Origin of the sequence: Richelia sinica FACHB-800, from assembly GCF_014698825.1 — a bacterium.
In the GTDB taxonomy this organism is placed as follows: Bacteria; Cyanobacteriota; Cyanobacteriia; order Cyanobacteriales; family Nostocaceae; genus FACHB-800.
Genome location: NZ_JACJTT010000003.1, coordinates 1 through 20,396, shown reverse-complemented (window position 1 = coordinate 20,396; position 20,396 = coordinate 1). Strand labels below are relative to the sequence as shown.

Below are 20,396 nucleotides of genomic sequence, written 5' to 3'. Positions count from 1 at the left end.
TAGATTTACTTAAATGTAAACACGCTAAAAAATAATACCAGTATATCCAAGTAAGTAGCAAATTATGTGACAAAATTTACACAAGATTTTGCTGATGAGTATTTCCGTGATTATCTATTAACATAGCTAGCTGAAGCTTGATGCACATGTATCAGATGTTCTAACATCAACTCATCTCGTTGTTTCCAAACCTGAAATATTTCTTCTCTACCATCATTCAAAGTTTTAGGATCAATTTTATAAAAATTATCTACCCGTTTTAATTTCAATCCCAATAAACCTAACAACCGACTCAATATCTTTATCTCAGATAGAGGCTTATTTCCTCGTATAATATCAATTCCTAAAGCTCTTTTAATATGGTTACTACTTTTTTTGGCTGCATTTTTCAGCCATAATAATTCAGCATCACCTTCACAAAATATTCGTTGAGTTTCCAAAAATTGCAGCATCCCTAAAGCCCGCATCGCTTCAACTTTTAAAGTATAAGTTTTAATATCTGGTAAAAATACCTTACCTTCACCTAAAGCTAACTGTTGAGACCATTCTTGTTGGTCTCTGACATGAAAATATTCACTTTCATGAATCAGATAATAATGAGTTAATAACTGCTTGTAATATCCCTTATCATCCAACAATTTCAGTTGAGGAGTTACTTTTACTCCATACCTTTGTCGTAGAATATATTTCTGCATTTGATTACGTTCACATTCCGTCAGAGAATGTTTAGTTGATAAATGCTCATATTCCACATAATCGATATCCTTAGCTACAGACACAGCATGAGCAGCAGACCATTGATTTTGCTGTTTAATATCCTTGATTTTACGTTTAATATCTTTCGCCTTTTGGCGGCTGTTCATCCAATCTTTCTGAACTTTGACAATTTCTAAAATCAATCTTCTGCGAGTAGCAGAATCACTAGGGTCAGTGGCAAAAAATGCCAATCTTAACTCCCGAATAATATTATTATGTACCTCGTTGCTTCGCCTTTGTAGTTGATGTCCATCACTGAATAAACCATCTTGCATTGATTGACGATAAAAGCGAATAGAAGCATTTACTCTAGCTGATAACTTAGCCCAAGTCCGTAAATGAATTGGATCATATACCAAAGGTAAGTCCACATCAATTTTATGTAGAGGATTAAGCAAAGCCAAGTTTTCTTTTTGATTTTCCTGATACCAATGAGCCAGTAATTGATAATTGGTACTACCACTACCAATTAACCCAATCCCTCGCTTTGCACACCAAACAACACGAGGTACATCATCTCTAACTCTGGCTAAAGCTTGACGCGCTTCGGAATCAGGAATGACTCCTTGAAAAATGCCATAAACTCGGTCAAAATGCTGGACATCAATACTAATTCCTGTTCCTAAACTGGGAGTGACAAACACCGCATCATAATTAGTAATTTTCTCATTAATAGCTGCAATAAATTCCACAGCCGCGTGGCCAGGTGTATTCGTTGTCATACTACTAACAACCAAAGAATTAGGAAATTCGCGACGCAGCTTTTGTAAACGTTCTTGCAGATAACGTTCAATAGTCTCACAACTGTAACGACCAGAACGACTATCAGTCGTTACATAACATTTTCTACCAGCTAATAAATCTAATTCTAGTTGATGAATTAAAGGAGTAGGATTGGGTGAATCATAAAAAGTCACATCCCATCCTTTTGTAGGTTTCCATTGATTAACTAACACCCAAGGAGTTAATTTAATTCCTGACAACCCTTGTAAATATTCGATAGAAACATCAGATAAATCAGCATCTTGTGCTATGACTAAACCACCTGTTTTTAATACAGTGGCAATTAATTGTTGAAAAACACTAAGAATCTTGACTCGTTTCTGTTTACAAGTATTACTATTTAGCAAATGCCATAGACTCTGTTCAACTTCATCTAAAATGACAATTCCCCCGCGCCAATCATCTGGATTTAATCGCCAAATTGAATCAACACATAAACCAAAGGAATCAGTAATTGGTAAAAGTTTTCCTTCTTGATTATAGACATAGCCAAGACCCCAGTGAATACCAACAGTTTCGCACAGGAATCTTCCTAGTAAAATTCTATGAGTAATTAATAAAACTGGTTGTTTTTTTAATTTTGCTTGAGCAACAACAGATTGTAATGCCGTTGTTTTACCTGTACCTTTGGGTGATTTTAGCCCCACTAACCCATGATGGGGAAAAGCCACCTCTCCTAAAAATGCCCGATTAACCGTAACTGTAGGAGAAATAGTTAACTCTGTATGAGGTCGGTTTTTTGCAATATAAACTTCTAAATCTAAACTTTGACGATAAATTTTACTAAAGGCAATTTCACCTTGATTAACAATAAATTCATCAACCCCTTTTTCCTTCCCTGGTAATTCAACTACTTTCACAGAACAGTTATTTTGCTGTAGTAAACAACCAAGTTGAGCAATAGCATTATTAATAGCAGCAATTTTGTGAGGTTGAGTTTCAAAATCAAAACAAATATAAAAACTACGTTTAGCTGTAACTAACACCCCTAAATCAGGAATGAGTTGACGACGGGTAACCTTACCAAACCCATCCTTCACTACTCGATAACCACTAGTAATACCAGGAATACCTATTGCTATATAACCTTGAGTAAGAAGTGCTGCGGCTTTTTTCACTCCTTCACAAATAATAATAGGAATATTATGTTTGATTACCCAACGCCAAAAACCTTCAGCTTCTCCATCTTCATTTATAGAAATATTTTCTGGCATTTCTAAATCATAACGTTGAGCCACTTTTTGCCAGATTTTTAAACTTACTCGTAAATAAAATACTCTTGTAGGTGCGCTGGGTGGATGCTCATACTTAATTAACTTGCCATTGTGACTTTGACGAGGTTCGTTTGGTTTAAAGCAACCCCACTCCATAGCTTGCCAATTATTAAAAGGATCTAGTCCAGAACACCACCAACCACCTTTAGTAATATGAGCATACCGTTGTAACCAAGCACTTTTGACCATGCCAGTGTTGGTGCGTGGAAGTTGTTCAGAAATCAATAGGTACTCATAGGAACTAACACCTTGGAGGGATCTAAAGTTTAGATACACCAAGTGTGAATCTATACTACTGCTCTTGACTAATTCTTCAAGGTGATGTGGATGTAAATTAGGCAGATGCATAGGTCGAAGCACCAAGGGAAGATTAATGAGATTAAAACCTTACCACGCATCTGCTGATTTTTGATAAGCGGTATTTTGTAATTTTCTCGCTATTTTTTTTACCAAGTTTATGAGGATACGTCGGTTAATACTGGGAAAACTGATTTTGGCTGATGAAACCAGGAAATAATAATTATGTATTGTAATATTTTTAAGACATTAATTTTTATTTATCCGTAAAAATCACATATACATCTGTAGATAAATAGTAATTGGGTACTGCTCAAGGCGACCAGAAATTCAATTTGAATATGTACTAAGCAGCAAATATGTCAAGATGTAATATCTTGACTTGTCATGCTAATTCTATCTGAGTTTTAGCCAAAGGAATTTTTTGTATAACTGGTATGAAAAAGCATCTGTAACGATAATTTGAGGATATTTTATCCAGCAATCTGATTTGAATTTTCATGCGATTAATCAAATCCGAAAATTATCTATAAATTTATTTTGATATATTGCATTTTTTATAGCTAAATTGATGGATGTTAAGAAAAATTAAGATAAGCAACTTTATTTGATGTTGTCTAGTCTCTGTATCAAGAATTGATGAAAAGCAAATAGCCAAATTATTTTGATATAAAAACTATTAAATAACAATTATAACCCTAATAATTATGTCCAAAATAACCTACTCTACCTTGAAGAAAAATCTAGTAAATACATTAGTAATAATTGGATTATCTAACGTTATTTGCGTTCTATCAGAAATATCTCCTGCTACTGGTAGTAATAACAATAAAAGAGATAAAAATATTAATATATCCTCTATTAATAGAACTATTTCTGTTGCGGAACAAGAGAGCCTGTGGAAAAAAGAATATGAAAACTATTTACAGTTAAATATAACCCAAGAGATAATGCAGCCTCAGTTGATTAGTCATAAATTAGAAATGATGAATAAGTTAACTGGGACAAAATCTGCCGTTGTGTATTTGATACCCAGAGACCAAGATATAGTCATAATCCTGCTTATGGCAAATCAAAGACCAATTAATAAATCTATTGCAATTAGTAGGAGCGAATTGCTGGGTCTAACTAAAGCATTACAACAAGAAGTCACTGCCCGGAAAAACTTAAGTTTTAAAAATCCAACCTATTTACCATTGTCCCAGAAATTATATAGTTTGTTTATAGCTCCTGTTGCCAATGAATTAGAAACTAAAAATATAGATAATCTGATATTTTGTGTAGGCACTGGGTTACGTTCTTTTCCCTTTGCTGCGTTACATGATGGGAAAAATTTTTTAGTTCAAAACTATAGTATTAGCTTAATTCCCGCATTTAGTTTAACTGATGCAACTTATACAGATATTCGGAATGTTTCTGTTTTAGCGATGGGAGCATCTTTATTTCCAGATCAGGAACCTTTACCTGCTGTACCAGTAGAGTTAGCGGCCATTACTCAAAGCAAAGGTGGGGTTAAGTTTCTCAATGAAAAATTTACTATAGAGAATTTGCGATCGCAACAAACTCAGAAACCCCACAAAATCGTTCACTTAGCCACCCACGGAGTCTTTAATGCTGGCACAGTAGACGACTCCTATATTAAATTCTGGAATACCAAATTGCGCTTACGTGACCTGTCTCAGCTTCAGTTAAATCAACCACCAGTGGAATTGTTAGTCTTAAGTGCTTGCCAAACTGCCTTGGGAAATCAGCAAGCAGAACTAGGATTTTCCGGTTTAGCATTACAAGCAGGGGTCAAATCAGCGATCGGTAGTCTGTGGTCTGTCAGTGATGCCGGTACTTTAGCCCTGATGACGGAATTATATCGTAACTTGAAGACTGCGCCAATTAAGGCAAAAGCATTGCAGCAAGCACAAATTGCCATGATTACAGGGCAAATAAAAATTACACAGGGAGAACTCCGACAAGCAGGTTTAAATAGGGGAGTTGCTTTACCACCAGAAATAGGAGAGTTAGGCAATTTGAACTTATCTCACCCTTATTTTTGGTCTGCTTTTACAATGATTGGCAGTCCTTGGTAGAAGCAACAATTGTTTTGTTTCACGCAGAGGCGCAGAGAGAAGGACGCATAGTTAAAATAATATATAGAAAGATTAACCAAAATACAAGGTTATAGCGATCGCTGTTTCCCTGACTCCAGAACTAGACACAAGACCAAGCGAAAAAGCAGCACAACAATGATTTCAGAACAAGAATTATTACAAAAGTGGCGTTCCTTACCCCAGGATAAACAAGAAGAATTATTAAATTTTTTGGATTTTTTACACTTGAAAACCACTGCAAAAAAACCACCTTTGGGTGAACGTTTACGGCAAATTCGCTCTAGAATTGTTGCATCTGGTAAACCTTTGTTAAATGCAGATGAAATAGAACAAGAATTAGCCACTCGTAGAGGTGGAATCCAAGGTAGTGAAGAATGATTATAACTTATATTGATTCAGGGGTATTATTAAGTGCAGCGAATGGTAATGGTTTAATAGCAGAAAAAGCATTAGAAATACTATCAGACTCACAACGGGTATTTGCTGCTAGTGAGTTTGTCAGACTAGAAGTAAGTCCTAAAGCAATTTATCATCAGCAAACAGAAGAATTTCAATTTTATGAAGAGTTTTTTAATGATGTTATTTATTGGGCAAATGATTTAACTTACATTGTACAAGAGGCTTATAAAATCGCTTCTCAGTATGGATTAGCTGCTATGGATGCACTTCACGTATCTGCTGCTCTTTCTGTTAGTGCTGAGGAGTTAATTACTACTGAGAAGAAAACAAAGCCTATGCACAAAGTAATTGGGATTAAAGTAATTTCTATTTTTGATTAAGATTTTGTTTATCTGAAAATGACAATTTCAGCATTCCATCAATAACCTACAAATTACCAACTAACCATACAAGCTGTAGGTTGGGTAGAACGCAGTGAAACCCAACAATTTAATCATCTAGATTGTTGTGAAAGTATTGGGTTTTCTCAGTTAAAGGAAAAAGATGAGCGATCGCAATACATAGCTATTTTCCGTATTGTATAGTTTTTCTTACCTAAGTAATTTTTCTATATATATTTGTTAAATTATTTTGCTACTATTACGGAAGTAATAGTAATTTTTTATCCTAAAACACAGAATTTATCATGATATTCGTGATTCCCATTATTTTAGGTGTTGTGGCTGCTGGTGCTGGTGCATTGGGTATTGCTAAAGGTGCTGAAGGCTTCAACAACATCAAAAAGGCTGAGGAAATAGGTAAACTTGCTGAAAAAAGATATGAAGATGCTATTGAAGATTTAAAAAATCAATGGCAAGAGACAAATAGACTGGCAGGATCTTATGGTAATCTACAACTGCGTGTTAGACAGAGAATAGTAGGAAGGTTTGTTGAATTTATTCGGCGAAATGGTCAGAAAGCATCTAAAACTGAACAGCAATTTTTAGAAGGTTTAGAAGGTATTTCTATTCCGCAACTTGAAGAATTTAAAACTGTAGCATTTGAAGCCAAGGAGGTTTTAAACTTAGTTGGTAAAAGCACTGGTGCTGGTTGTGCGGCTGGTACTGGAGCCGTTAGTTTAGCCAGTACAGTAGGTACAGTTGCCGTTCCTCAATTTTTTGGACTTTTTACCAAGCAAGTTGCTGTTGCTGAATTGGGATTACCTGGTGTGGCAGTATGGTTAGGTGGTGGTAACGCATTACTCGGTGGTGCAGTTCTTGGTGGTGTTGCTGTCGGACCTGCATTAGCTGTTGGAGGTTTCAAGTTAGCTGGAGAAGGTGAAAAAGCGTTGACTCAAGCAAGAGAGTATCAAGCGGAAGTCAATACTCAAATAGCAGAAATCAGAGTAGCTGGAGACTTTCTCCGCAGGGTTGAGACAAGAATCCGCGAAATTGGTATTTTAGTCAGAAAGCTAGAAACACTTGCTTCTAAACAACTTGATGAATTAGAATCAAAGGATTTTCTTCCTGGGAGGGATGCTGCTGCTTTTCAACAATTAGCCTTATTAGTGAAGGCTTTAGTAGAAATTTTCAAAACTCCAATTTTAGACAATCAAGGTAATCTTAACCCGTTAGTTATCAATGTTCAAGCAAAATATAAACATTTGGGAGATTTATAAATAATGACCATTCCAGTCAATATCATAGGATTAGCTAGTGCTGCTACTGGAGGAATTGCTAAAGGTGTAACAGAAGTTATTAAGACTAAAGAACATCAAAAAACAATTCGTCTGCAAAATAAAATGCAAGCAGTAAATGGCGGTGCTGAATGTCTCAAAGAAATTGTATCTGCTTATCGTGAATATAACATAGTAGTTAAAGAAGAACGAACAAAACGCCGTAAAATTGAAGCTTGGGAAAAAACTACTTTAGCAGAAATTAAGCAAAAAAGAGATTGTTTTTTAGCTTTTATTGATCATTCATTTGCTGAAAGGTCAAAAAATTTTGAAGCCCTATTTAATGTTGTTGATCAAGCAATTGCTTCTGGCAATAATGAACATTTACACTTAGCACTTGATAAAATCACTGAATTAGCAAAATCTAGTCCTTTTCAGGATTTAGCAAACTTATCTACTGTTCAAGCTGCATTACTTGATCCAGAACACGAATGGAAATTTTAATTAATGCTTATTGCAAATTGAATGAAATTGATACCATATCTTGAGTTTCTACAAAAATTTAGATCCCTGACTTCTTTTTTCAAACTCACCAATAAATGATAAATTGATATCAGAAATCAGGGATTTTAGAAACTAAAAACTAACTATAAGCCTCCATCGGTAAACAAGAACAAACAAAATTCCTATCTCCAAAAGCCGCATCTATCCTACCCACAGTGGGCCAGAACTTATGTTCCTTATTCCAAGGGGCAGGATAAGCAGCTTGTTCACGGGAATAGGGATGATTCCATTCACCAATAATTAGACTTTCAGCCGTATGAGGTGCATTTTTCAAGACATTATCTTGAATATCTGCCTTCCCGATTTCTATGTCAGCAATTTCTTGACGAATAGCTATTAAAGCATCACAGAATCTATCTAATTCCTGTTTAGATTCACTTTCCGTCGGTTCGACCATGATTGTACCTGCTACAGGCCAAGATACAGTAGGTGCATGGAAACCATAGTCCATTAACCGTTTTGCTACATCATCAATTTCGATGCTGGCAGATTTTTTCAATGCCCGCAAATCTAAAATACATTCATGGGCAACCAAACCATTTTTACCTTGATACAACACTGGATAATATGACTCCAGCCGCTTGGCAATGTAATTAGCATTGAGAATTGCCACATTAGTAGCTGCTGTTAACCCCTCTGCACCCATCATGGCAATATACATCCAGGAAATTACCAAAATACTGGCACTACCCCAAGGGGCAGCAGAAACAGCACCTGTTGATTTCTGGATGGGAACCACAGAATGTCCTGGTAAAAACGGTAATAGATGAGATGCAACACCAATTGGCCCCATACCTGGGCCACCACCACCGTGGGGAATACAGAAAGTTTTGTGTAAATTCAAGTGACACACATCTGCACCAATGTCACCAGGACGGCAAAGTCCCACTTGGGCATTCATATTTGCCCCATCCATGTACACTTGTCCACCGTGGGTATGAATTACAGCGCAAATTTCTTGAATGGCTTCCTCAAATACACCATGAGTGGAAGGATAAGTTACCATCAATGCCGCTAGTTCATGACTATGTTTTTCAGCTTTAGCTTTCAAGTCATTAACATCAATATTGCCTTGTAAGTCACAGGCAACTCCTACTACTTTCATCCCACACATCACCGCGCTAGCGGGGTTTGTACCATGTGCTGACTGAGGAATTAAACAGATATTGCGGTGTCCTTCTCCCCGACTTTCGTGATAATGACGAATTACTAAAAGTCCTGCATATTCACCTTGAGAACCTGCATTTGGTTGTAAGGATATACCTGCAAAGCCAGTAATTTCTGCTAACCAAGCTTCTAGTTGTTGAAACAGAATTTGATAACCTCTGGTTTGAGAGGGAGGTGCAAAGGGATGTATTTTGCCAAACTCTGCCCATGTGACGGGAATCATTTCAGCAGTGGCATTTAACTTCATCGTACAAGACCCCAAAGGAATCATGGATGTAGTTAAAGATAAATCTTTGGTTTCTAGCTGATGTAGATAACGCAGTAATTCTGTTTCGGAGTGATAGCGGTTGAAGACTGGGTGGGTGAGATAGTTGCTGGTACGAGGTAAGGGGATATGAGAGGTTGGAGAGATTAATTCTTCAACGGTAAAGGGTAATTCATCTTTACCTGCGAAAACTTGCCACAAGTCAATTAAATCTTCTGTGGTTGTCGTTTCATCGATGGAAATACCCACAGCAGAATTATTAATGATGCGTAAGTTGATATTTCTAGCATCAGCAGCTTGCAGAATAGTGGCTAAACTATTGGTTCCTAATTCTACGCGCAGAGTATCAAAGAAAGATTCGGAACTAATTTGATAACCTAAGCGTTTGAGTCCATTGGCCAGAGTTACGGTTAACTGGTGAATATTTTGGGCGATCGCTTTTAGTCCCTGGGGCCCATGATAAACTGCATACATACTCGCCATCACTGCCAGTAACACCTGGGCTGTGCAAATATTACTGGTGGCTTTCTCCCGACGAATATGTTGTTCACGGGTTTGTAACGCTAGACGTAAAGCAGGTTGACCATGAATATCTTTAGATACGCCTACAATACGTCCTGGTACTAACCGTTTATACTCTTCCTTAGTAGCAAAATAGGCTGCGTGAGGCCCCCCAAACCCCAAGGGAATACCAAACCTTTGGGTACTACCAACCGCAATATCTGCACCTAATTCTCCCGGTGGGGTGAGTAAGGCTAAACTCAAGGGGTCAGCTGCTACAGTTACCAATGCCCCAACTTGATGAGCTTTTTCAATAAAACTGCGATAGTCATAAATAGTGCCATCGCTAGCAGGATATTGGAGAACTGCCCCAAAAATCGGTTCTGCAAAATCAAATGTTTGATGGTCACCAATAATAATATTTATCCCTAGAGGTTCAGCCCTCGTTTGCAACACATCAATAGTTTGGGGATGACAGGCACGGGAAACAAAAAAGCTATTAGCTTTATTCTTGCATACACCATAACTTAAACTCATGGCTTCCGCAGCCGCTGTACCTTCATCTAGTAAGGAAGCATTGGCAATTTCCAAACCTGTTAAGTCAATAATCATGGTTTGAAAGTTCAACAAAGCTTCTAGCCTACCTTGGGCAATTTCCGGTTGATAGGGAGTATATGCAGTGTACCAACCAGGATTTTCTAAAATATTCCGTTGAATAACCCCAGGGGTAATACAGTCGTAATACCCCATACCAATAAATGAACGATAAACTTGATTTTTAGCAGCTATTTGTTTTAACTTACCTAGGGCAGCATATTCGCTTTGGGGGGCTGGCAAATTGAGTGTATGGGTAAAACGAATCCCCTGTGGTACTGTTTTCTCAATCAACTCATCCAGGTTACTCAGCCCCAAAACCTGTAACATGTCCTGAATTTCTTCAGCTTGCGGGCCTATGTGCCGTTGGGCAAAGTTATTGTACTGCTGATGGCTATGACTAAACACCTTTTGCTCACCATACTCAGAACGTGGGGCATTAATTACCACAATCTATACTCCAGAAGCTACTGCATTAATATATTGTAATAATTACTTTTGGTAAATATTGAATAAAAATGGTGCGTTAGTAACGCACCCAAAAAAATTTCGCTAACTCGAAGGGTGTCTACAAAACTATGAACCTTCTACCTATTAACCTTCTACTAAGGCACTATATTCACTAGCTGTCATTCCATCTTCAACTTCCTCAGGGTCGTTGACACGGACTTTAAGTAACCATCCTTCACCGTAAGGGTCATCAACTATCTGTTCAGGAGAATTAATCAAGGCTTCATTTCTTTCGATCACTGTACCTGTCACTGGTGATTTTAAGTCTTCAACGGCTTTAACGGATTCAATTGTGCCACAACTTTCTCCCTTATCCAGTGCATCACCAATTTCTGCCACATCCAGAAAGACAATATCACCAAGTTGGTCTATGGCGAATTCAGTGATCCCAACAGTGGCAATTTCACCATCTAGTCTGACATATTCATGGGTATCCGAGTATCTCAGGTCATCAGGATATTCAAATGACATACATTTCCTTTTCCACGTCAAAAAACTATTTTTCTCGCTTTCATCTCTACCCTATGAGGTAATGAAAGTAACCCAAAACACATTATTCCGCAAAAACCTACATCTTGATTAGTTATTAACACGATTTTTTGAACGATAAAAGGGTCTTTTAACTACTTGTGTAGGGTAAACTTTGTGACGAATTTCTACTCCGAGTTGGTTGCCAGTCTTAGCCAATGGTGTAGGGACGTAAGCTAAAGCAATTGGATATCCCAAGGTAGGTGAGAGAGTGCCACTAGTCACTTCTCCAACTACTTGGTCTGATGAGAGGACTGGATAACCGTGACGCGCAATATTCCGCCCTGGAGTTTGTAACCCAACAAGTCTGCGCTGGACTCCTTGGGCTTTTTGTTGTGCTAACACGTTTCTGCCGATAAAGTCACCTTTAGTATCTAAATGAACTAACCATCCTAAACCGGCTTCTAAAGGGGTGGTGGTGTCATCAATATCTTGTCCATAGAGGGCCATGGCAGCTTCTAGCCGCAGGGTATCTCTAGCCCCTAGTCCGCAGGGAATAACACCAGCTTCATACAGACTCTGCCACAATTTAACTCCAACTTCTGGGTCTACCATGACTTCAAAACCGTCTTCTCCTGTGTAACCTGTGCGGGCAATAAAGGCAGGTTGACCAAAGATGGTAGTTTCTAAATGTCCAAAGTTGGCAATGGGGGTTAAGTCCACTGAGATGAGGGACTGAAGATGGTAAGCTGCTTTTGGCCCTTGGATAGCAATTAAAACTTTATCCCCAGATAGGTCTTGAAACTGGACTGTATCCAGGGAAAGATGGGTTAGTAGCCAATCTTTATCCTTGGTGGTGGTGGCAGCGTTAACAATAATTACTGCTTTTTGAGTAGCAGTGCTGTCTGTACCTTGGTAATAGATAATGATGTCGTCAATTATTCCCCCTTGGGGGTTTAATAGCACAGTATATTGGGCTTGACCTGGTTGTAAACGATTTAGATCAGAAGGAACTAGTTTTTGTAGTTGGTCAATGAGATTTTTACCTTGGAGGGTAAATTTGCCCATGTGAGAAATATCAAACATGCCTGCTGCATCTCTGACGGCATGATGTTCTTGGGTAATACCACTATATTGAACTGGCATTTCCCAACCGCCAAAGCTGGTAAATCTGGCCTTGAGTTCTACACCCAATGGATAGAGAGGGGTTCGTGCCAAAGATGGGGTAGTGTGTTCTTGATTAGCCACTGGTAGTTTAATTATGCGATCGCACCTCAACATTTATCTATACTACGGGATGTATCCAGGTTTGGCAGAGAATTACTTCCCACTCCCTAGTAAGGTTTAATGATTAATGATGGAATTGTTTAGATTTATTAACTTGAAGTTATGAAGTGTTGGCGAATCCTAGCTGGCTTGATTTTAGCAGTGGCGCTATTGTTATTTCCTGTTTCGGCACAAGCTGCAAGTTCTTCTAGCATTACCCGTTCTGCTGGTGATGAATTGCAAGGTCAGGATTTTAGTGGCAAAAGCTTAATTGGGGCTGAGTTTACCAATGTCAAATTAGAAAATGCTAATTTTGCCAATGCTGATTTACGGGGTAGCGTTTTTAACGGTGCTCTTTTAGACGGTGCTAATCTACATGGCATAGATTTTAGTAACGGTATCGCCTATTTAGCCAGGTTCAAAAATGCTGATTTAAGTGATGCAATTTTGACTGATGCTATGATGCTGCGCTCAACTTTCGACGCGGTGAATATTACAGGTACTGATTTTACAAATGCTGTTTTGGATGGTGTAGAAATCAAAAAACTGTGTGCCAAGGCTAGTGGGGTGAATTCAAAAACAGGTGTGGACACCCGCGAATCTTTAGGGTGTAAGTAAAACCAGGACTGACACCTCAAATAGTTACTCTGGCGGTAATTTATCAGTTACCGCTTTATTTTTGCATAAAAAAGCCTTGTACAGTCAACATTTAGTGTATCTCAACCCCATCACAATTTCTTGACCATGAGTCTAATATAGTCGGTAACAAATATTCGACACAACTGCTGATAGATATGCTGAATGTTAGAGTTGCCCAATTCATATCCTTACCGTTACTGTCCTGTCTGCTTGGTGGAGTCACATTGCTGACATACACCAGTCCTGGACAGGCACAAACTGCGGAAACTGGTTTTGAATTTGCCCAAACCCAGAACTTTGAACGTTATTTTGTCTATGTCGATACTGATGATCCTACCATTTTGGAACGAGTACGACTGGTAGAAAGTGGTGCTTACATTCGTCCTTATAATGGACGCAATGTCATCCAATCGGGGGTGTTTAATAGAGAAACAAATGCGGTAGAAAGAGTGAGAGATTTGGAAGCATACGGTGTTGGTGGCGCACGTGTGGTGAGTTTTACTAATGGTGAAGAAATATCCCCTAGCAATAATCGTCGCCGAAATATTAAAGCTTATTATGTAGTGATTCCTAGTGATGGCAAAAACTTAACTGTGATGGCTGAAAGAGTTCGCAGAATTATTGATCAAAGCTCCAATGTGATGATCAGAAGTCAACCATTAGGAGCACATCTTGCTATTGGGCCTTTTAATGAAAGGTTGGATGCAGAACAATGGAATAATTATATTCGCAAATCGGGTTATGGTAATGCCAGAGTTTATTACGGACGGTAAAAACTAGGTTATAGGGAATAGGAGAATTTTCACAAAAAGTCCCTATTTCCTGTACGAAATTGAACAATGTTGGCAACAGATGATTACCCCACCCGCACTATCGTGCACCCTCCCCGCTTGCGGGGAGGGTTGGGGAGGGGTTTGTTCAATATGTTGGTTGTTTTTGGAGAGTTGGTATTACATATTGGTCTTTTTTTCAAAATACTATTTATTTCTTAAACTGACAAAGCAAATTAAATTCATCAATAAATTCACTAATGAACAAAGAACAAATCATAGTTACTGCTGCACAAATGCGGGAAATTGAGGAGAGAATTTTTGCTGCTGGGATGCCTGTTGCCGCCTTAATGGAAAAAGTGGCAGGATTAATTTCCCAGCGTATCCAGAAATTATTTCCTACAAAGCAACGTGTGGGTATTTTAGTTGGCCCCGGTCATAATGGTGGAGATGCTTTAGTTGTAGGTCGAGAGTTACACTGGCGTGGCTACGAAGTTTGGATTTATGCACCTTTTAGCAAATATAAAGAACTAACTGCCCAGCATTTACAATATGTGAAAAGTTTAGATATTTCCTGTTATGAAAATATTGAAGATTTACCAAGTTGCGATTTTTTAATTGATGGTTTATTTGGCTTTGGCTTAGAAAGGGAAATTACTGAGCCAATTGCTGCGGCGATTAGTTACTTTAATGCTAGTAATACACCAATCATTAGTATTGATTTACCTTCTGGAATTCATACTGATACAGGTGCAATTTTAGGAACAGCAATTCAGGCAACTTATACCTTGTGTTTGGGTCTATGGAAACAAGGTTTACTGCAAGAAAATGCCCTCGATTATATTGGGAAAGCCGAATTAATTGACTTTGATATTCCTTTGGCATATATCTATGCTGTGTTAGGAGAATCACCCCCAGTTAAACGTATCACTACAGCAACGGCTCTAACTTCTTTACCCTTACCCCGTCCTTTGATTACTCATAAATATAAACAAGGACATTTACTATTAATTTGTGGTTCGCGACGTTATGCGGGAGGGGCAATTATCACTGGTTTAGGTGCCCGTGCCAGTGGTGTGGGGATGTTATCTATTGCAGTGCCAGAGTCAATTAAACCCTTGTTGGTATCTCATTTGCCAGAGGCTTTAATTATTGGTTGTCCAGAAACAGAAACAGGGGCAATTGCTGATTTAGAATTACCAGATAACACAGATTTACATTCATTTAGTGCGATCGCTTGTGGCCCTGGTTTAACTAAAGATACCACAGCCATTGTGCAACAGGTATTAGCTAGTAAATCTCCCCTCGTCCTTGATGCAGATGGGCTAAATGTCCTAGCCCAGTTAGGAACCATTCCCACTTTACAGAAACGCCAAGCAGTCACCGTACTCACACCCCACACAGGTGAATTTCATCGGCTGTTTCCTGAAATTAGTTACACAGATAGAGTCCAAGCTGTACAAACCGCAGCCGCCCAAAGTGGGGCAGTAGTATTATTAAAAGGGGCAAGAATAGCGATCGCTAATCCCCAAGGTATAGTTTGGATTAACCCAGAAAGTACATCAGCCTTGGCCCGTGGTGGTAGCGGTGACGTATTAACCGGGTTATTGGGTGGATTAATTGCCCAAAGTGAGAATAAGTTTGCAATTGAAGATATAGTTGCCACTGCTTCGTGGTGGCATTCCCAAGCAGGAATTTTAGCTGCCCAGGAAAGAACAGAGTTAGGTGTAGATGCCTTCACTTTGACACAGTATTTAATTCCTGCACTGAGTAGAGGCAGAAAGAAGAAGACAGAAGTTACAGAAGTTGCAGGAGTTACAGAATAATTTAATGCCATAGAAAGAAGAAGACAGGAGTTACAGAATAATTAATGTGATTGCTGCTTTCTTCTTGCATTTTTAAACTTCTTTTCGCACAGCGTGCCGGAGGCATACTCCTGTTCGCGTAGTGTGGCGCAGCCATACTTCTGAACTTCTGAACTCCTGAACTTCTGAACTTCTGAACTTCTGTTCGCGCAGCGTGGCGCAGCCATACTTCTGAACCCTATGCTGTTACCAACTTTTCTCCCTTCAGAATGCGAGAAGCTGCTTCCAGTAAGGCTTCTTCCAAATAAGGTTTGGTAAAGTAGCCGCTAGCACCAAGCTGCACTGCCATTTGTTTATGTTTATCTGCACCTCTGGAGGTGAGCATAGCAATAGGCAGGTGGTTGAGGGAGGAATCCTTTTGAATTCGTGACAGCAGTTCTAGACCGTCGCAGCGAGGCATTTCAATGTCACAGAAGACGATATCACATGGTAAACCGGAACGTAGTTTATCCCAGGCTTCCTGACCATCACGGGCTTGTTCCACTCGATATCCAGCTTTGTTAAAGGTGAGAGATAGCAATTCTCGGACTGTAATGGAGTCGTCCACAATCAATACCGTTGGTTCTATCTTCTCATCAACTATTTCTGGAACAGAAGGTAATTTTTGTTGCCAAGCAGCACCACCAATTTGTTTGGACATCTTGCCTTGGAAGATGTCGATGATTTCGAGTACGTCAGCAATAGGCATAATGCGACCATCACCAAGTACGGTAGCACCAGCAACACCACTGGGTTTAGGTGCTGGGCCTTCAAACTGCTTAATTACTATTTCTTGTTCGCTCAGAACTAGATCGACTTGTAAGCCTACTAATGTGTTGCCAGAGCGTAAAACGATGACGGAAATCATGTCATCATCACGAGTTCCCCCATAGACGCTACCACGACTTAGATGGCGGTTGAAGGCTAATATTTCCTTCAGAGGTTTGAAGGGTAACATGGAGTCGCGCCAGTTAATAAATAAGTTGCCTTCTGCATCTTGGTGAACGTTTTTAGTGGGGATATCAACGGTGTCTTCTATCCCGTCCATGGGGAAGGCAATTCTGCTTTTCTCGGAAACGCAGCATAGGGCTTTACAGATACTCAGTGTTAATGGTAGACGAATGGTGAAGGTTGTGCCTTTACCAACAGCTGAATCTGTACTTACCACACCACGAATTTCGCTAATATCGGTACGTACTACGTCCATACCTACACCCCGCCCTTTAATATCGTCGATTTGGTCGGCGGTACTAAAACTGGGTAGGAATAAGATGTCGTAGAAATCTTGGCGTGATAGGGTTTGCGCTTGCTGTGCAGTAATGATGCCTTTTTTAATGGCTTTGGTTTTGACTGTTTCGATATCAATCCCTGCACCGTCATCGCTGACGGAAATCACTGTTTGGTTGCCTTGGTGGAAGGCACGAATGGTTATAATGCCAGTGGGTGGTTTACCTGCGGCTTGACGAACTTCTGGTGTTTCAATACCGTGAGCGATCGCATTATTAAGCATATGAGTCAATGGATCGGTCAAGTGATCTAAAATCATCTTGTCGATTAATGTCTCTGCTCCTTCTGTCTGCAATTCTACTTGCTTACCATATTTGAGAGCGTTATCTCTGACACCACGACGCAGACGGTCAATCGCTTGGGCAAAGGGCACCATTCGCGCTTTGGTCAGTCCTTCTTGCAGTTGGGTGGTGACTTGGCGAAATTGTCTACCGACTCTTTCTGTTTCTTCTGTCACAAAGTCGATGTCACTAGCTGACTCCCGTACCCGGACGATGAACTCAATCATTTCCTGTGACAAAGTGTGGAAGGGTGTAAACCTGTCCATTTCTAATTCGCTGAAGCCTCGGTCGTTACCATGTCCGAAGCTATGACCATGGTCTCTACTTCTTCGACTGGCTAATAGCGATGATTCAAGGAGCGATCGCTCATACAATTCTTGCATCCTTGCGCCCACATCGGAAAGATGTTGCACCTGAACCAGCAAGTTATCTAAAGATTGACGCAAACGCTCATGATCCTGCTCTAAAGTGTTACGGTTAACTACCAACTCCCCAACCAAGTTACTCATTTCATCCAGTTGCTTGACGGGGATTTTCATGGTTTCTTCCCTAGTTACCCGTCGAGTGGTTGGACGTTGGTTTCTGCCGGCATTGCCTTTCATCGCTGGTGTATGCGACATCGATTGATCTGCTTCTGCCAACAGTTTCTCTAAATCACTAAATTCATCTTCAACTGCTACTGCACTTATAGCAGGTGTACGTGGTACAACAGGTGGTGCGGCCACAGGAGGAGGTGGAGGTGTGGCTGGTGTTGATTCATCACCTAGTAAAGCCTCTAAAGCATCAAAATCTGCATCGGGGATAAATGCCGCAGGTGGAGTTTGTACTGGTGGTTCGTCTAATAATGCTTCTAATTCTGCAAATTCATCCAATCCCAATTCTTGGTTGGCATTTTCATCTGTAGTTGTAGGTGCAGAGGCTAACTCTGGATTAGCGACTACATCTCTCTCAATGACAGATGTATCTGAGGTGATTTCATTGACAGGTAAAGATTCCTCAGCTGTGTCCTCTGTCAGATTTAACTCTGATTCAAAATCAAAACCAGCGTCTGCAATTTCTAAATCTGCTTCGTTATCCGTTGCTAATTGGGGTTCTTCCCACTCGCTGCTGTCTAGATTGAGGTTAATATCATCTGCTACTGTTATTTCTGACTGACTATCTATTTGCAGCAAATCATCAAAATCATCTGTACTTTCTGTCTCTAGACTTGGTGCTGGAGTAGTTTCATTGTCTACAGCGAAGGAGTTGTCAACACTCTCATCTTCCACACCATCAAACAGGTCAAGTTCTAAATCTACAAAACTTTGGATTACAGGAGTTGATTCTGAAGATTCTTGTGGTACTTCTAAAGTCAAGTCCAAATCGTGGGTATCTGAAGAGAAGCTTTCAACTTCTGGACTAGATAAATCATCCTCTTCGGTAGTAGTTGCTGCTGATTGATCATCTAAATCTGCAAACAAACTTTCACCTAGATCCGCTGTGAGATTAGGACGTGGTAACAGTTCTGTTTCTGGAACTGAGAAATCAAAGTTTTCTAGATAAAAATCATAGGTAGGTAGAGATTCCTGCTGTTCTTCAACAATTTCTTCGGCTGCTGCGGCAAATAAACTAGCTTCTAAGTCTCTAGCTACATCTTGCTCACCTACAGCAGATAATTCAGGTGTGGAGGAAGCATTTACTTCTCCCCAGAAACTATCGAAATCCTGAATTGTGGTTGCAAATTCGTTGGTTTCTGCGGGTGTGGTTAATTCTGCACCTAACTCAGGTGTGGAGGAGGCATCTACTTCTCCCCAGAAACTATCGAAATCCTGAATTGTGGTTGCAAATTCGTTGGTTTCTGCGGGTGTGGTTAATTCTGCACCTAATTCAGGTGTGGAGGAGGCATCTACTTCTCCCCAGAAACTATCGAAATCTTGAATTGTGGTTGCAAATTCGTTGGTTTCTGATGGTGCATTGAAAGCATCCCCAAATTCTAACTCGTTATCGATGAGTTGTGGTTCTGGCAGTTCTGTAAATAGATCATCTACATTTGACGATGGTATCTCTTGTGGTGCGATCGCTTCAAAATCACCAAATGATAATTCTGGTGTTGCTGGTGTTTCTTCTGTTAACCCAAATAAATCATCAATATTTTCTTGGAAAACTGTTTCTGTTCCCAGATTTGTATCTGAAGAAGATTCCAGACCATCTAAATCACCAAATGATAATTCTGATGTTGCTGGTGTTTCTTCTGTTACTCCAAATAAATCATCAATATTTTCTTGGAAAACTGTTTCTGTTCCCAGATTCGCATCTGAAGAAGATTCCAACCCATCTAAATCACCAAAGGATAATTCTGATGTTGCTGGTGTTTCTTCTGTTACTCCAAATAAATCATCAATATTTTCTTGGAAAACTGTTTCTGTTCCCAGATTCGCATCTGAAGAAGATTCCAACCCATCTAAATCACCAAAGGATAATTCTGATGTTGCTGGTGTTTCTTCTGTTAACCCAAATAAATCATCAATATTTTCTTGGAAAACTGTTTCTGTTCCCAGATTTGCATCTGAAGAAGATTCCAGACCATCTAAATCACCAAATGATAATTCTGATGTTGCTGGTGTTTCTTCTGTTACTCCAAATAAATCATCAATATTTTCTTGGAAAACTGTTTCTGTTCCCAGATTCGCATCTGAAGAAGATTCCAACCCATCTAAATCACCAAAGGATAATTCTGATGTTGCTGGTGTTTCTTCTGTTAACCCAAATAAATCATCAATATTTTCTTGGAAAACTGTTTCTGTTCCCAGATTTGCATCTGAAGAAGATTCCAGACCATCTAAATCACCAAATGATAATTCTGATGTTGCTGGTGTTTCTTCTGTTAACCCAAATAAATCATCAATATTTTCTTGGAAAACTGTTTCTGTTCCCAGATTTGCATCTGAAGAAGATTCCAGACCATCTAAATCACCAAATGATAATTCTGATGTTGC

13 protein-coding genes are annotated in these 20,396 nt (G+C 39.4%); 8 read left to right on the top strand and 5 right to left on the bottom strand.

Annotation, left to right across the window (positions count from 1 at the left end):
* Positions 1-110: 110 nt before the first annotated feature.
* Positions 111-3,161 (bottom strand): plasmid replication protein, CyRepA1 family, encoded by a 3,051-nt coding sequence (locus H6G73_RS03590; RefSeq protein ID WP_190601585.1) that lies wholly within the window; start codon positions 3,159-3,161, stop codon positions 111-113.
* A 656-nt stretch (positions 3,162-3,817) separates the two neighbouring features.
* Between H6G73_RS03590 and H6G73_RS03585 the strand changes: the two genes are divergently transcribed.
* The 5 genes from H6G73_RS03585 to H6G73_RS03565 all read left to right on the top strand — a co-directional run bounded on the left by H6G73_RS03585 (position 3,818) and on the right by H6G73_RS03565 (position 7,769).
* Positions 3,818-5,191, top strand: coding sequence for a CHAT domain-containing protein (locus tag H6G73_RS03585; RefSeq protein WP_190601584.1), 1,374 nt, complete (start codon positions 3,818-3,820; stop codon positions 5,189-5,191).
* A 156-nt stretch (positions 5,192-5,347) separates the two neighbouring features.
* Entirely contained in the window at positions 5,348-5,590 is a 243-nt protein-coding gene (locus H6G73_RS03580; RefSeq protein WP_190601583.1) for a DUF2281 domain-containing protein, read from the top strand.
* Positions 5,587-5,991 (top strand): type II toxin-antitoxin system VapC family toxin, encoded by a 405-nt coding sequence (locus H6G73_RS03575; protein ID WP_190601582.1) that lies wholly within the window; start codon positions 5,587-5,589, stop codon positions 5,989-5,991. The genes H6G73_RS03580 and H6G73_RS03575 overlap by 4 nt, the downstream gene beginning before the upstream one ends.
* 305 nt (positions 5,992-6,296) lie before the next feature.
* The gene (locus H6G73_RS03570; RefSeq protein ID WP_199317599.1) at positions 6,297-7,268 is read left to right on the top strand and encodes a hypothetical protein; all 972 of its coding nucleotides are present in this window, start codon (positions 6,297-6,299) and stop codon (positions 7,266-7,268) included.
* 3 nt (positions 7,269-7,271) lie between these two features.
* Entirely contained in the window at positions 7,272-7,769 is a 498-nt protein-coding gene (locus H6G73_RS03565; RefSeq protein WP_242034107.1) for a hypothetical protein, read from the top strand.
* 139 nt (positions 7,770-7,908) lie between these two features.
* Here the strand turns inward: H6G73_RS03565 and gcvP are convergent, their stop codons facing one another.
* From gcvP to gcvT, 3 genes are all read right to left on the bottom strand, one after another.
* On the bottom strand, positions 7,909-10,806 hold the full coding sequence (gene gcvP, locus H6G73_RS03560) for an aminomethyl-transferring glycine dehydrogenase (protein WP_190601581.1): 2,898 nt from the start codon (positions 10,804-10,806) through the stop codon (positions 7,909-7,911).
* A gap of 144 nt (positions 10,807-10,950) precedes the next feature.
* The gene (gene gcvH, locus H6G73_RS03555) at positions 10,951-11,337 is read right to left on the bottom strand and encodes a glycine cleavage system protein GcvH (protein ID WP_190601580.1); all 387 of its coding nucleotides are present in this window, start codon (positions 11,335-11,337) and stop codon (positions 10,951-10,953) included.
* A gap of 108 nt (positions 11,338-11,445) precedes the next feature.
* Positions 11,446-12,582 carry a glycine cleavage system aminomethyltransferase GcvT gene (gene gcvT, locus H6G73_RS03550; RefSeq protein WP_190601579.1) on the bottom strand — a complete coding sequence of 379 codons (1,137 nt, stop codon included), beginning with the start codon at positions 12,580-12,582 and terminating at the stop codon, positions 11,446-11,448.
* A 141-nt stretch (positions 12,583-12,723) separates the two neighbouring features.
* Between gcvT and H6G73_RS03545 the strand changes: the two genes are divergently transcribed.
* From H6G73_RS03545 to H6G73_RS03535, 3 genes are all read left to right on the top strand, one after another.
* Positions 12,724-13,218: a pentapeptide repeat-containing protein gene (locus H6G73_RS03545; protein ID WP_190601578.1), complete on the top strand. Its 495-nt coding sequence runs from the start codon at positions 12,724-12,726 to the stop codon at positions 13,216-13,218.
* A gap of 176 nt (positions 13,219-13,394) precedes the next feature.
* A complete protein-coding gene (locus H6G73_RS03540) occupies positions 13,395-14,012 on the top strand; it encodes a hypothetical protein (protein WP_190601577.1) in 618 nt (205 codons plus the stop codon).
* Between the two features lie 257 nt (positions 14,013-14,269).
* Positions 14,270-15,835, top strand: a complete 1,566-nt coding sequence (locus H6G73_RS03535; RefSeq protein WP_190601576.1) for an NAD(P)H-hydrate dehydratase — start codon at positions 14,270-14,272, stop codon at positions 15,833-15,835.
* A 217-nt stretch (positions 15,836-16,052) separates the two neighbouring features.
* Here the strand turns inward: H6G73_RS03535 and H6G73_RS24335 are convergent.
* The coding region (locus H6G73_RS24335) for a hybrid sensor histidine kinase/response regulator (protein WP_242034106.1) at positions 16,053-20,396 on the bottom strand (4,344 nt) is incomplete at its 5' end.